The sequence below is a fragment of the Arthrobacter sp. LAR12-1-1.1 genome (assembly GCF_040676555.1).
In the GTDB taxonomy this organism is placed as follows: Bacteria; Actinomycetota; Actinomycetes; order Actinomycetales; family Micrococcaceae; genus Arthrobacter.
Map to the genome: position 1 here is coordinate 224,019 of NZ_JBEGIG010000023.1, position 14,186 is coordinate 238,204.

Annotated in this window: 11 protein-coding genes; 5 read left to right on the forward strand and 6 right to left on the reverse strand. The window is 68.3% G+C overall.

Going from position 1 to position 14,186, the window contains the following annotated elements:
- Nucleotides 1-19: 19 nt before the first annotated feature.
- The 6 genes from galK to MRBLAR12_RS13960 all read right to left on the reverse strand — a co-directional run bounded on the left by galK (nt 20) and on the right by MRBLAR12_RS13960 (nt 7,944).
- The gene (gene galK, locus MRBLAR12_RS13935) at nt 20-1,192 is read right to left on the reverse strand and encodes a galactokinase (RefSeq protein WP_364746688.1); all 1,173 of its coding nucleotides are present in this window, start codon (nt 1,190-1,192) and stop codon (nt 20-22) included.
- Nucleotides 1,189-2,289, reverse strand: a complete 1,101-nt coding sequence (galT, locus tag MRBLAR12_RS13940) for a galactose-1-phosphate uridylyltransferase (protein ID WP_364747065.1) — start codon at nt 2,287-2,289, stop codon at nt 1,189-1,191. Before galT ends, galK begins: the two co-directional genes overlap by 4 nt.
- A 69-nt stretch (nt 2,290-2,358) precedes the next feature.
- A complete protein-coding gene (locus tag MRBLAR12_RS13945; protein WP_364746689.1) occupies nt 2,359-4,524 on the reverse strand; it encodes an alpha-galactosidase in 2,166 nt (721 codons plus the stop codon).
- A gap of 106 nt (nt 4,525-4,630) precedes the next feature.
- Nucleotides 4,631-5,971 carry an ABC transporter substrate-binding protein gene (locus tag MRBLAR12_RS13950; RefSeq protein WP_364746691.1) on the reverse strand — a complete coding sequence of 447 codons (1,341 nt, stop codon included), beginning with the start codon at nt 5,969-5,971 and terminating at the stop codon, nt 4,631-4,633.
- 71 nt (nt 5,972-6,042) lie between these two features.
- On the reverse strand, nt 6,043-6,975 hold the full coding sequence (locus tag MRBLAR12_RS13955; protein WP_364746693.1) for a carbohydrate ABC transporter permease: 933 nt from the start codon (nt 6,973-6,975) through the stop codon (nt 6,043-6,045).
- Between the two features lie 12 nt (nt 6,976-6,987).
- Complete coding sequence (locus MRBLAR12_RS13960) at nt 6,988-7,944, reverse strand: carbohydrate ABC transporter permease (RefSeq protein WP_229994250.1); 957 nt, start codon at nt 7,942-7,944, stop codon at nt 6,988-6,990.
- Between the two features lie 170 nt (nt 7,945-8,114).
- Here MRBLAR12_RS13960 and MRBLAR12_RS13965 point away from each other — a divergent pair, with 170 nt between their 5' ends.
- From MRBLAR12_RS13965 to MRBLAR12_RS13985, 5 genes are all read left to right on the forward strand, one after another.
- Nucleotides 8,115-9,365, forward strand: a complete 1,251-nt coding sequence (locus MRBLAR12_RS13965; RefSeq protein WP_229994249.1) for a Gfo/Idh/MocA family protein — start codon at nt 8,115-8,117, stop codon at nt 9,363-9,365.
- Between the two features lies 1 nt (nt 9,366).
- Nucleotides 9,367-10,422, forward strand: a complete 1,056-nt coding sequence (locus MRBLAR12_RS13970; protein WP_364746696.1) for a LacI family DNA-binding transcriptional regulator — start codon at nt 9,367-9,369, stop codon at nt 10,420-10,422.
- A 174-nt stretch (nt 10,423-10,596) separates the two neighbouring features.
- Nucleotides 10,597-11,619, forward strand: a complete 1,023-nt coding sequence (locus tag MRBLAR12_RS13975; RefSeq protein ID WP_229993543.1) for a LacI family DNA-binding transcriptional regulator — start codon at nt 10,597-10,599, stop codon at nt 11,617-11,619.
- A 113-nt stretch (nt 11,620-11,732) separates the two neighbouring features.
- On the forward strand, nt 11,733-13,463 hold the full coding sequence (araB, locus tag MRBLAR12_RS13980; protein ID WP_364746698.1) for a ribulokinase: 1,731 nt from the start codon (nt 11,733-11,735) through the stop codon (nt 13,461-13,463).
- Entirely contained in the window at nt 13,460-14,176 is a 717-nt protein-coding gene (locus MRBLAR12_RS13985) for an L-ribulose-5-phosphate 4-epimerase (protein ID WP_229993545.1), read from the forward strand. The genes araB and MRBLAR12_RS13985 overlap by 4 nt, the downstream gene beginning before the upstream one ends.
- The last annotated feature ends 10 nt before the right edge of the window (nt 14,177-14,186 follow it).

The following is a 14,186-nucleotide window of genomic DNA, read 5'->3' on the forward strand; positions in this document are numbered from 1 at the left end:
CACCCGGCCGCCGGGCTGATCACAGCCGCCGCGCCCCCTCTGCCGGCAGGACGGCGAAGACGTCCGGTGCCGGCAGCCCACGGGCGGCGAAGCCGGCAAGGACCGCGGACCGGGCCCGATCGGCGTCGTTGACCGGAACCAGGGCGATGGCCGAGCCGCCGAACCCGCCGCCGGTCATCCGGGCCCCGATGGCCCCGTTGGTGCGGGCGGCGTCAACGGCCAGGTTCAGTTCCGGGCAGGAGATCTCGAAGTCGTCCCGCATGGAGCGGTGGCTGGCGTCCAGGAGTTCCCCGATGGCCAGCGGCCCAAGGGTCCCGAGCAGTTCCGCGGTCCGGGCGACCCGTGCGTTCTCGGTGACGATGTGCCGGACCCGGCGGAACGTCTTCTCGTCGAGGATCCGCTCGGCACTGGGCAGATCGGCGGCGCCGAGGTCGCGAAGGGTGCCCACGCCCATGGCCCGGGCGCCCCGGACGCAGGAGGCCCGGCGCTCGGCATACCCGCCGCTGGCGTGGGCGTGCGAGACCTTGGTGTCGATGACCAGGCAGAGAAGCCCGGCTTCCTCCAGGCCGAGCGGTACCGGGCGGGAGCTGAGGTCACGGCAGTCCAGGTAGACGGCGCAATCCTTGGTGCCGAGCATCGAGGCAGACTGGTCCATAATGCCGGTGGGTGCGCCGACGACGTTGTTCTCGGCACGCCGCCCTATATCCGCCAATTCGGCGCGGCCCAGGCCGGCTCCGGTGAGATCGGACAGGGCCAGGGCGACGGCGCACTCCAGGGCTGCGGAGGAGGACAGCCCGGCCCCAACTGGTACATCGGAGGACACAAACAGGTCAAAGCCCGGCACCGTGACCCCGGCGCGTTCCAGCTCCCAGGCCACGCCGGCCGGATAAGCGGACCAGCCCGCAGCCTGGTCCGGGGTGAACGTGTCGAGATCGAATTCTGCGGGTTCAGCGCCCGGGAACCCGGAAGCCAGGCGCACGGCGCGGTCCTCCCGGGCTGCCACGGCCACGGTGGTGCTGCGGTTGATGGCGAAAGGCAGGACGAGTCCCTCGTTGTAGTCCGTGTGCTCGCCGATCAGGTTGACCCGTCCCGGTGCCTGCCATACGCCGTCGGGGTGCCGGCCGAAGAGGCCGGCGAAGGCGCCGGCCAGCGCGTCCGCCGGGCCCGTTCTTGTGGTGTCGGTGGTGGTCATCGCGCTCCCGTCCTGGCGTCCCGGAGCCGGGCGGCGACCTCTTCGGGCGTGGTGTCGTTGATGAAGGCGCCCATGGCGGCCTCGGAGCCGGCGAGGAACTTGAGTTTGTCCGCGGCCCGCCGGGGCGAGGTGAGCTGCAGGTGCAGGTAGCCGGACCGGCGCAGCACCGGGTCAAGGGGGGCCTGGTGCCAGGCGCTGATATACGGCGTCGGGCTGCCGTACAGGGCGTCCAGCCGGCCCAGCAGGTCCGGGTACAGGACGGCGAGCTCGTCGCGTTCGGCGCCGTTCAAGGCCGCCAGGTCAGGAACCTGGCGGTGCGGGACGAGATGGATTTCCAGCGGCCAGCGCGCCGCGAACGGCACGTAGGCGCTGAAGAACTCGCCCTCCACCACCATCCGGGCGCCGTCGGTCCGTTCGCTGGCCACAATGCTTCCGGTCAGGGTGGCCGTGCCGCCCGCTGCCTCATGGAACCGGCCGGCGGCCGCGGCCATCACGGCGGCCCGGGGCGTGACATAGGGGTAGGCGTAGATCTGGCCGTGCGGGTGGTGCAGTGTCACGCCGATGTCCTGGCCGCGGTTCTCGAAGCAGAACACCTGCGCCACGCCGGGCAGGGCGCTCAGTGCCTCGGTCCGGTGGGCCCAGGCGTCGATCACCGTGCGCACGCGCCGGGTGCTGAGGGCGGCGAACGTTCCCGTGTGCTCGGGCGTGAAGGCCACGACCTCGCACCGGCCGCCGGCGAGCCCGCGGCTTCCCCAGCCCGGCGCTGCCGGGGCCGCGGCGAAATCCGGGCCGAGCGACGGGAAGCGGTTTTCAAAAACGGCGACGTCGTAATCCGCGGCCGGGATCTCCGACGGCCGCGCGTCTGTGCTCGGGCACAGCGGGCATTCGTCCGCCGGCGGAAGGTGCGTCCGGTGTTGCCGGTGCGCGGCGACCGCCACCCAGTCCCCGGTCAGCGCGTCGTACCGGATTTCCCCGGACGGGCCGCGTTCGGGAAGTTCGCGGCGGTCCCTGGAGGGGCGCTGCCGGGGATGGGTGGTGTCGTCGAAATACAGGAGCTCGCGCCCGTCGGCGAGGCGTGTGCTGGTGACCGCGGACAACGACGCCGGGGCGTCGCTGCGGCTGATGATGCTGGTCATGGGGTTCCTTCAGGGGTGGGGACCGGGCGGTCAGAGGGCCTGGACGTGCAGGAGCAGGGCGTGCTCCGGGTTCAGGACCGGAAGGGGCAGGCCGACGTGCTGGAGGAAGGCGCCGGACGCGACGGCGCCGTCTTCGAGCCAGGCCGGCGGCTGGATCTGAGAGAAGGTGTGCGCGTAGTCGCCGTCGAGGGGTGTCGGCAGTTCGGCCCGGACACGGTAGGTCCGCTTCGGGTCAAGGCCCGGCAGCGAGGCCTGCCCGGGGACCTCAGCCGGAGAGGATGCGAGGGACACGGCAGCGAACAGGGCCTCGCCGGCGTCGTGGGCAACCACACCGTGGACACTCAGGGTGGGCTCGGCGGTGTCCGCGTTTACCCGCTTGCCGGAGTGGATCAGGGCGCGGTGGCGCTTGTACAGCGCAATCACGCGGCGCAGAGTGGCGCGCTCCTCGCTCGTGGCCGCGCGGATGTCCCACTCCATGCCGAAGTGGCCAAAGAGTGCGGTGATGGCGCGGAAGGAGATGTCGTGGGTGCGGGCCGTGGTGTGCGAGGTGGTCGGGCCGATATGCGCTCCGACGAGTTCCGGAGGCAGAATCGCCTGGGTCCAGCGCTGGATGGTCTGGCGTTCCAGGGCGTCGTTGCAGTCCGAGGCCCACACGCGGTCGGTGCGCTGCAGGATGCCGAGGTCCACGCGGGCCCCGCCGGAGGAGCAGCTTTCGATCTCCACGTCCGGGTGCGCTGCCTTGAGCGCGTCGAAGAGGCGGTAGGCGGCCAGCGTCTGTTTGTGGACGGACGGGCGGCCGCCGCGGCCGTGCTCGGTGAGGTCGCGGTTCTGGTCCCACTTGAGGTAGGCGATGGTGTTTTCGCGCAGCAGGGCGTCGAGGCGGTCGTAGATGTACTGCCAGGCCTCCGGATTGGCGAGGTCCAGGACGTGCTGGTGGCGCCAGGTGTGCGCGAGCCGGCCGCCGTCCTTGTACGAAAGCGCCGACGGGCCCACGATCCAGTCCGGGTGTTCGCGGGCGACGTCGGAGTCCAGGTTGACCATCTCCGGCTCCACCCACAGGCCGAATTCCATGCCGTGGCCGGTGACGGCGTCGATCAGCGGGGTGAGGCCGTTGGGCCACAGGCCCTCGTCTACGTACCAGTCGCCGAGGCCCGCGTGGTCGTCGCGGCGGCCGCGGAACCAGCCGTCGTCGAGGACGAAGCGTTCCACGCCGAGCCCGGCGGCCGATTCGGCGAGTTCCAGCAGGGGTTCGAGGCGATGGTCAAAGTACACGGCCTCCCACGTGTTGAGCACCACGGGGCGGACCCGCCCGGACGTGGTGTCCACGTGCTGCGGCCGGGCACGGAACCAGTCATAGAAGGCCTCGGTGATGCCGTCCAGGCCATGGCCGGAGTAGGCGGCAAAGAGCGACGGCGTCCGGTAGCTGCCGCCGGGGGGGAGCACCACTTCGCCGGAGCCGAGCAGCTCCGCGGCGCCGAGCATGCGCCGGCCGTCGGTGAGGCTGTCGAGGTACTGCTCGTGGTTGCCGCTCCAGCCGAAATGCGTGGCCCAGACCTGGCCCCGGCGGTTGGAGAAGCCGGCGGACCCGGCAGCCACCAGCAGCGAGGAATCGTGGCCGGTCCGGCCGTGCCGGCCGGTACGGACCCAGGTTCCCTGCTGGACGGCGTGCCGCTGCGGGTGGTTTTCGCGGCACCAGCGGCCGGTGAGGTCGAGCAGTTCCGTGGCGTCCCGCGGCACCGGCAGCACCGCGGCCAGTTCCTCGAGCTGGTACTCGGCCGTGCCGCTGTTGGTCAGCGTGTGCGCCAGCTCCAGGAGGCCGCCGGGGTGAAGGGTGAGCTCGGAACTGATTTCCAGTCCGGCCTCGGAATCCCGGTGGATGATCAGTACCCCGTGCCCGCCCTCCTGCATCTGGGCGGACACCACCCGCAGGGCCGGCGAGAAGTCCTGGCCGGGTCCGCCGTCGGCGTTCCGGTGCCCGCGCAGGCCCGGCCGTCCGGCCCAGCCGGAGGAGGCCTGCGGGAGCAGCCCGGCGGTGACGGGGATGTCGAGGGCGGAGTGGGGGACGGGCCCGCGGAGGACCGCCAGGTCGGGGAGGTGTTCGCCGAGGTCGGCGCCCCAGTGGACGATCTCGGCCTCGCCGGAGTCGAAGGCCAGCAGGAGGCTGGTGCCGGCAGAACGCAGGTGCACGGGGTGCATGGGATTCGCTTTCAGTTGTGCGGAAGTCAGGTGCTGGTGCGCGGGATCCGGCTCGGGATCCCGCGCACCGGGCGCCGCCGTTACTGGCGGCTATGGCTTCAGAGGCTTACTTGAAGAGGGCGTTGACCTGGTTGTTGGCCTCGGTGAGGGAGCTGGCAGGCTTCTTGCCGGAGAGGACGGCGTCCATGGCCGGCTTCATGATGCCGTCCACCTTGGCTGCCTTATCCGCGATCGGGAACAGGAACGTGGTTCCTTCCTTGACGTGGGTGGTGAAGGCGGAGACGTCGGTGCCCTTGGCCTTGAATGCTTCGGCTGCCTTCTCGGAGGAGCTGGTGAGAGCCGGGAACACGACGCCCTTGGAGGCTACGACGTCCTGGCAGGCGGTGGAGGCGAGGTATTCGACCCACTTGACTGAGGCGGCCGGGTTCTTGCTGCCGGCCCAGACGGAGTCGGCCAGGCCGTTGAACATGCTGGCGCGCTTGCCCTCGGGGCCCTTCGGGGTGGGGGCGAACGCGGTCTTCACGCCCTTGTAGCTCTTGTACTGGCCGATCAGCCAGTCACCGGTGGTGTTGATGGCAGCCTTGCCGGCGCCGAAGTTGTCCGCCAGGCTGGCGCCGACGGTGGTTTCGAGCTTGGGCATGTAGCCCTTTTCTACGAGTCCGGCCCACCAGGCGATGGTTTCCTGGAACTTGGGGTCGTCGTAGTTGAACTTGGTGCCCCAGGGGTTCTTGTCCGTGGCGCTCCAGCCGGTGGTGGCGCTGAGGAAGCTCCACTCGGTCTGGCCCTGCCCGGAGCCGCTGCCGGCGAGACCGAGGCCGTAGACGGCCACTTTGTTCTTGTCGAAACCTGCCGCGTCGCCGCGCACGCCGTTCTTGTCCACGGTCAGGTGCGCGATTGCCTTCTCGTAGCTGCCGCCGTCCTGCGGGTTCCAGTCCAGGTTGGCCATCTGCTCGGCGGTCAGGCCCGCGGAGTCCGTCATGGCCGTGTTGTAGAAGAGGCCCACGGTGTCCCAGTCCTTGGGCAGTCCGTAGCGCTTGCCGTCCTGGCCCACCCAGAGCTCGGGGAGTCCCTTGGTGTAGCTCTCCAGCTTGATGCCGTCCTTGGCCACTGCGTCGTCAAGGGAGAGCAGCTGCTTCTTCGCGGCGTACTCGGGGTACTTCGAGAGGTGGTTGGTGAAGACGTCGGGGGCAGTGCCGGCGACGAAGCCGTTGGTCAGCGTGGTCCAGTAGTCGTCCCAGCCGCGCTGGGTGATCTTGACCTTGATGTCCGGGTTGGCCTTGGTGAAATCGTCCGCGCACTGCTGGTAGGCCGGGAGCTGGTTGGCGTCCCACAGCCAGTAGTTGATTTCGCCCTTGGCCTCGGTGGAGGCCGGGGCGGACCCGCCGCAGGCGGAGAGGGAGATTGCGATGGCTGCGGCGGCAGCGACGGCGCCGAGGGTCTTCTTCATGGTGGACCTTTCATGGAAGTGCTTCTTTGAGGGGAACGCTTGTTGACGGGGCAGTGCGTGTTGGGTCGGGGTTACTTGATGCCGGAGAAGCCGATGGAGTTGACCACCCGTTTGCCGAAGGCGATGAAGAGCAGGAGGACGGGCAGGGCCGCGATCAGTGTTGCGGCCATCAGGCCGGACCAGTCGGGGGCGCCCTGCGGGGACTGGGACTTGAAGACGCCCAGACCCACGGTGAGGACGCGGACACTTTCGTCCTGGCCCACCAGCAGCGGCCAGAAGTACTCGTTCCACTGGCCGATGAAGGTTAGCAGCGCCAGGGTGGCCAGCGGGGCCGCGGCGTTCGGGAGCACGATCTGGAAGAAGATCCGCACGTGCTTGGCGCCGTCGAGCATGGCGGCCTCTTCCACTTCGCGGGACATGGAGAGGAAGAACTGGCGCAGGAAGAAGATGGCGAAGGGGGTCATGAACAGGAACGGCAGGGCCAGACCGGCGAACGTGTTGAGCAGGCCGAGGTTCTTGATCATCAGGAAGTTGGGCAGGGCTGTGAAGATCGGCGGGACCATCATGGTGGCCAGGAACAGGCCGAACACCACGTTCCGGCCCGGCCAGCGGAGCCGGGAGAAGGCGTAGGCGGCCATCGCGCTGAAGAAGACCTGCCCGGCGGTGGTGACGGTGGCGAAGATGACGGAGTTCCGCAGGTACAGCCAGAAGTTGATGGCGGCGCCGGAGCCGCCCTCGGCGATGGCTTCCTCGGGGCTCTGCAGCCCCAGGACCCGCTTGAAGGCGCCGAGGCTGAAGTCGGCCGGCAGCAGGTTGCTGGCGTTCGAGGCCAGGGAGGCGTTGCTGGACAGTGCGGTGCGGAGCATCCAGAGGAACGGCGCGATCGTCACGACGACGGCGATGGCGACGAGGGTCCAGGCGCCGACGCGGCGCCAGTTAACCGGCTTCCTGGGAGCGGGAACGGTGGCGGCGGGTTTCTTGCGGGAAGGGGCGGAGGTAGTCATGGCTGGGGTTCCTTAGTCCAGATCCGATTCGTTGCCCTTGAGGAACTTCATCTGGACGAAGGCCACAAGAGCGAGAATGACGAAGAGAATGACGGACAGGGCCGAGGCGTAGCCGAAGTCGGATTCACCGAAGGCCTTCTGGTAGATGTACATCTGGATGACGCGGGAGGCATTGATCGGGCCGCCACCCGTGGTCACTGCCACGGTGTCGAAGACCTGGAAGGAGCCGATCACGGTGACCACCAGGACCAGCACCAGCACGGGGCGCAGGAGCGGCATCGTGATGCTCCAGAAGGTCCGGGTCGGGGAGGCGCCGTCGAGCGAGGCGACCTCGTACACGTGGTTGGGGATGGACTGCAGGCCGGCGAAGATCAGCAGGGCCGTGTATCCCATGTGGCGCCAGACGTTGACGCCGGCGATGGTGGGGATGGCCCATTGCTCGCTGCCGAAGAAGGCGATGCGCGGCAGGCCCAGCCAGTTGATGACCTCGTTGACGATTCCCAGCTGGTAGTCGAGCATCCAGAACCACAGCAGCGCGACGATCACGTTGGCCACGAGGAAGGGCAGCAGCAGGGCGCCGCGGATAAGCGTGGACTTGGCGACGTTGTGCATCAGCAGGGCCAGTCCGAGCGCGATCACCGTCTGGAAGCCGATGTTCAATGCCACGTACTGGACCGTGACGGCCATGGCGTTCCAGAACAGATCGTCCGCGAAGATCGCGGTGTAGTTCTTGATCCCGATCCAGGTGGGATCCCCCAAGACGCTGTACTCGGTGAAGCTGAGGTAGACGCCGCGGATGCTCGGCACAAGGTAGAACGCCACGAAGCCGAGCAGGGCCGGGGCGATGAAGAGAAGGGCAACCTTCAGGTCGCTCCGGGGTCGGCGCCGGCGGCGGGGGGCAGCGTTGCCCGTTCCCGTGCCGGTCGCCTTGCGGGCCGGGGCGGCTCCGCGGGCAGTTGTGGTGGTCATTGGTGGTTCCTCCGCAGTTACGTGGATGCTGTGACGTGGATTACAACTGGGGATGAATCTACACGAGTAACTTTCCAATGCGCAACAGTTTCTTCCATGTTTCCGGGCTGGAAACTTCCGCTCATCATCAGCTATTGACTCGAGTAGAAGCTGGTGTGAAACTTGCGTGCATGACGTTCTCACTAGGCATCGTTGGCGCCGGACAATTCGCAGGCGCCTTCGCCAAACTCTTCGACGCCCACCCCGCCATTTCCGAAGTCCATGTCACCGACGTCCTGCCGGAACGGGCCGAGGCCCTCCGGGAGCGGCTGGGCCTGGCCGGGACCTATCCCAGCTTCGAGGCCATGCTCGACAGCGGCCTGGACGCCGTGGCGATCTTCACCCAGCGCTGGACGCACGGGCCCCTGGTGCTGCAGGCGCTCCGCGCGGGCAAGCACGTCTACTCGGCAGTACCGATGGCCATCAGTGAGGACGAGATCGCCCAGATCATCGACGCCGTCCGCGACACGGGCCTGACCTACATGATGGGCGAGACGAGCTACTACAACCCCGCCACGGTGTATGCCCGCAAGCGCAGGGCCGAAGGCGCATTTGGTCGCATTTTCTATGCCGAGGGCGACTACGTCCATGACATGGACCTTGGCTTCTACGAGGCCTACCAGTACAGCGGCGGGGAGGACTGGAAGCGCACCGCCAGCTACCCGCCCATGCTGTATCCGACCCACTCCACCGGCGGCGTACTGGGCGCAATCGGCGGCCATGCCGTCAGCGTCAGCTGCATTGGCGTCTCCGACGAGCGCGGCGACGGCGTGTTCGACAAGGACGTCAGCATGTTCGGCAACGACTTCTCCAATGCCACCGCGCTGTTCGAACTCTCAACCGGCGGGTCCATGCGCATCAACGAGATGCGCCGCGTCGGCTACCCCTCCCACCTGCGCGAAAGCCGCTTCCGGTACTTCGGCACGGACGCCAGCTTCGAGCAGCTGGCCACGGTCAGTGTGTGGCAGGACAAGGAGTCCGTGACCGACGTCAGCGCGGAACTGGCCACCGGGGCCACGCTCGCTGCCGACGATCCTTCGCTGGCCGGCGTCGCCCCGGCCCTGCGGGACGCCTTCACCTCCGGCATGGCACCCGTGCACGACGCCGGCAGGCTCCCCGCCGAGTTCCGCGGACTTCACAACGGGCACGAGGGAAGCCACCACTTCCTGGTGGACGACTTCGCCACAGCCGTCGCCACCGGAACGCTCCCGCCCGTCAACGCCTGGGAAGCCGCCCGCTACACCCTCCCGGGCATCGTGGCGCATGAATCCGCCCTCCGCGGCGGTGAGCGGTTGCCCGTGCCGGACCACGGCGACGCCCCGGCCAAGCTGCCCGCACAGGGACCCAACGAGGAAGGCTTTGCCGGGGAACTCCGGCGGTAGCATGGTCACTGTGCCACATTCGCCAGCCCCCGCCAGGCCCACGATCACCCGCAAAGACGTGGCCCGGCTGGCAGGTGTCAGCACCGCCGTCGTCAGTTATGTGGTGAACGATGGCCCCAAACGGGTCTCCCCGGCGACGGCCGCGAAAGTGCGTGAGGCCATCAGCGCCCTCGGGTACCGGCCGAACGCCGCGGCGAGGGCACTGAAACTGGGCTCGAGTGAAATGCTCGGCATGGTGGTCGCGGATACCACCAACCCCTTCTTCGCCGCCCTGGCCCACGCCGTGGAGGAAGCCGCAGCGGCGCGCGGCTACGCGCTGCTGCTGGCCAACTCGGGCGGATCAGCGGCCAACGAACGCCGCCAGGTCCGGAACCTCGCGAGCCGCCGCGTGGACGGCGTCTTCCTCTCCAGCGTGCTGTTCGAACCCGACCTGACAGAGCTTGAGCATTCGGAGATCCCTGCCGTGCTGCTGAACCACAGCAGCGAGGTGCCCGGCTTCAACTCTGTCGGCGTGGAACTGCAGGAAGGCTCCCGGCGCGCCGTTGAACACCTTGTGGGCCACGGGCACCGCAAGATCGCGCTGGTCATGGGCATGAACGTCGGCAATGATCTGGACGGGCGCGAGATCGGCTGGCAGCAGGGGCTCGCGGAGGCGGGGCTCCCGGAAGGGCCGATTGTGCGTTGCGACTTCGACCGCCAAGGCGGCTACCGGGCCGGGCAGCGGCTGCTCGCCGCCGCGGACCGGCCCACCGCGGTGTTTGTCAGCTCCGACCTGCAGGCTGTCGGCCTGCTGCGCGCAGTGCAGGAGGCCGGCCTGCGGATTCCCGAGGACCTGGCCGTCTTCTCCTTCGACGGCTCGGCCGAGGCGGAGTACAGCTGGCCACCGCTGAGCACCGTGGCACAGCCCGTGCAGGCGATGGCCGAGGCCGCCGTCGAGGCGCTCATCGACTCGGACGGCGTGTCTCCCACCCGGAACAGGACCTTCCCTGTGGACCTGGTCCTCCGGGCGTCGTGCGGCTGCGTGCCAGGGCCCGTGCCCGCCGCGCCCGCCCGGTAAGGTTCCGCCCCGCGCCGATACTTGTTCCCGGCGTCCTTCCCTGCGGCCGGCAGGGGCCAAATGGTCTATCGTTAGCGCTAACAGGATCCGGGGGCGGGCCACCAGCGGGCGTCCAATGCCCTCCTATAGTTTGATTTCAAGCCGGTGGACGCATCGGAGCGGAAGGGGCCTCGCATGGGGAACAGCAACGACCGGCGGCAGCCGCGGCTCGAAGACGTCGCAGCGCTGGCCAAGGTTTCCCATCAGACTGTGTCGCGGGTGATCAACAACCACCCGAACGTCAGCACGGCAACAAGGTCGCGGGTCGAGGCAGCGATCGCCGAACTCGGCTACCGGCGCAACACGGCCGCTCGGAGTCTGGTGACCCGGCGCACCCAGACCATCGGCGTCCTCGCCTCCGAGCTCGGGCAGTACGGCCCTGCGAATACCCTGCTAGGGGTCCAGCAAGCCGCCCGGGAAGCAGGGTATTTCGTGAGCATTGCCGCGATCAAGGGGGCCGGGGCGAAGGCCATTTCCGATGCTGTGCGCCATCTGACGGACCAGGGCGCGGACGGAATGATCGTGATCGTGCCGCACGACGGGACACTTCAGGTGCTCGAGGACCTGAACCTGGATCTTCCGGTGATTGTCGTCGGCGGAACCGGGGAAGGGCGGCTGAGCGGCGCAATGGTCGACCAGAAGCTGGGGGCGCGGCTGGCCGTCGCCCATCTGATCAGCCTGGGCCACCAGCAGATCGGGCATGTCTCCGGACCGCTGGACTGGGTGGACGGCAAAGCCCGGGTTGACGGGTGGCGCGAGGAGCTGGCGGAAGCCGGCCTCTCCGACGAACTTCTGGTCGAGGGGGACTGGAGTGCGGGCAGCGGGTACCGGATCGGGCAGCAGCTGGCAGAGCAGCGCAGCGCCACCGCGGTGTTTGTCAGCAACGACCAGATGGCGCTCGGACTGCTGCGGGCGTTCGGCGAAAAGGGCATCCGCGTGCCGGAAGACGTCTCCCTGGTCGGCTTCGACGACCAGCCCGAATCCGCCTACTTCATGCCGCCGCTGACTACCGTGCGGCAGGACTTCGAGGAACTCGGAAAGCGCTGCATGGACCTGATACGCGCCCAGATCGAGGACGATGCCACCAGCGGCGCCCTGGTGGTCAAACCTGAGCTCGTGGTGCGCGCCAGCACCGCGCCGCGGCCCCTGCCCTCCTAAGGGCCGAAGCCCTGTCCGTTGCCGGCTATGCCTGCCAGCACTTCTTGACAGTATCTTTGTTAGCGCTAACAATAAGGGAGGTCGCAACGTTGCGGAACCTATTGGAGGATTTGATGGACGTCTCAGTGGACGGAACCGAAAAATTTGTCATTGGCGTGGACTACGGCACGCTTTCCGGGCGGGCCGTCGTCGTCCGGGTCCGGGACGGCAAGGAACTGGGCAGCGGAGTTTTCGACTACCCGCATGCCGTGGTCACCGGCGAGCTTCCGGAGGACACAGCGGGCGTCGCCGGCATCCGGCTTCCGGGCGAATGGGCACTCCAGGTGCCCGATGACTACCGGGAGGTCCTGCGACACGCTGTGCCAGCGGCGATCGCCGACGCCGGCATCGATCCGGCCGCCGTCGTGGGGATCGCGACGGACTTCACGGCCTGCACCATGGTTCCGGTCAAGGCCGACGGCACCCCGCTCAGTGAACTGCCGGGCTTTGCGGACAGGCCGCACTCCTATGTGAAGCTCTGGCGGCACCACGCCGCGCAGCCGCAGGCGGACCGCATCAACGCCCTCGCCGCCGAACGGGGCGAAAGCTGGCTGCCGCGCTACGGCGGGCTGATCTCCTCCGAATGGGAATTCGCCAAAGGACTGCAGCTGCTCGAGGAAGACCCGGAGAGCTACGCCGCGATGGACCGCTGGGTGGAAGCCGCGGACTGGATCGTCTGGCAGCTCTGCGGCGACTACGTCCGCAACGCCTGCACGGCCGGGTACAAGGGGATCTACCAGGACGGGCGCTACCCGTCCGAAGAGTTCCTGGCCGCCCTGAACCCGGAATTCAAGGATTTTGTTAGCGCTAAACTCCAGCACACCATCGGCCGCCTTGGCGACGCGGCGGGCCGCCTGACCGCCGAAGCCGCCGCCTGGACCGGACTGCCCGAGGGGATCGCCGTCGCGGTGGGCAATGTGGACGCGCACGTCACCGCCCCGGCCGCCAAAGCGGTGGAGCCGGGCCAGCTGGTGGCCATCATGGGAACCTCCACCTGCCACGTTCTGAACGGCGATGAACTGCGGGAAGTGCCCGGCATGTGCGGCGTCGTCGACGGCGGGATCGTGGACGGCCTCTGGGGCTACGAGGCCGGGCAGAGCGGGGTGGGGGACATCTTCGGCTGGTTCACCAGGAACGGCGTTCCGCCGGAATACCACCAGGGCGCCAAAGCTGCCGGACTGGGTATCCACGAATATCTCACCGAACTCGCGTCCGGCCAGGCGATCGGGCAGCACGGCCTGATCGCGCTCGACTGGCACTCGGGAAACCGTTCCGTGCTGGTGGACCACGAACTCTCCGGCCTGGTTGTCGGCCAGACGCTGGCCACCCGCCCGGAGGACGTTTACCGGGCGCTTCTGGAGGCCACGGCTTTCGGCACCCGGACCATCGTGGACGCCTTCCGTGACTCAGGGGTGCCGGTGAAGGAGTTCATCGTCGCCGGCGGGCTCTTGAAGAACGAGCTGCTCATGCAGATCTATGCCGATGTCACAGGTCTGCAGCTCTCCACCATCGGATCGGCGCAGGGGCCGGCCCTGGGTTCGGCCATCCACGCCGCCGTCGCTGCCGGAAAGTACCCGAACATCAGGGTGGCTGCGGCCGCGATGGGCTCGGCGCCGGGCGCCGTCTACACGCCGATCCCGGAGAACGTCGCGGCCTACGAGGAACTCTTCCGGGAGTACCGGACCCTGCACGACTACTTTGGCAGGGGAGCGAACGAGGTCATGCACCGGCTCAAGGCGATCCAGCGCAATGCTGTCCGGCCCCTCGTCACCAAGACCCTCCTCACCGAAGGAGTGCCGGCATGAGCGCGCTGCTGGAGACCATTGCCCGCATCCGGCAGGAAGTCTGCACACTGCACTCGGAGCTGACCCGCTACGGGCTGGTGGTGTGGACGGCCGGCAATGTCTCGGCCCGCATCCCCGGTTACGAGCTCATGGTCATCAAGCCTTCGGGCGTCTCCTACGACGAGCTGACGCCTGAGCTCATGGTGGTTACCGACCTGCACGGCACCCCGGTCAGCTCAGTTCCCGCCGGAGACGGCGCCGCCGGCGGGACCGTCGAATGGCGCAACCCGGCCCTGTCGCCGTCCTCGGACACCGCGGCACACGCCTACGTTTACCGGCATATGCCCGAGGTCGGGGGAGTGGTGCACACCCATTCGACCTACGCCACGGCCTGGGCTGCCCGGGGAGAGCCGATCCCCTGCGTGCTGACCATGATGGGGGATGAGTTCGGCGGGACGATCCCGGTGGGCCCGTTCGCGCTGATCGGGGACGACTCGATCGGGCAGGGCATCGTGGACACTCTGGTCCAGTCCACCTCTCCCGCCGTGCTGATGCAGAACCACGGGCCCTTCACGGTGGGCAAGGATGCCCGCTCCGCCGTGAAAGCCGCAGTGATGTGCGAGGAGGTGGCCAAGACGGTCCACGTGTCCCGCCAGCTCGGCGAGCCCCTGCCGATCGATCCGGCCCAGATCGACTCGCTCTACGCCCGCTACCAGAACGTCTACGGCCGCTAGGCCCAAAACC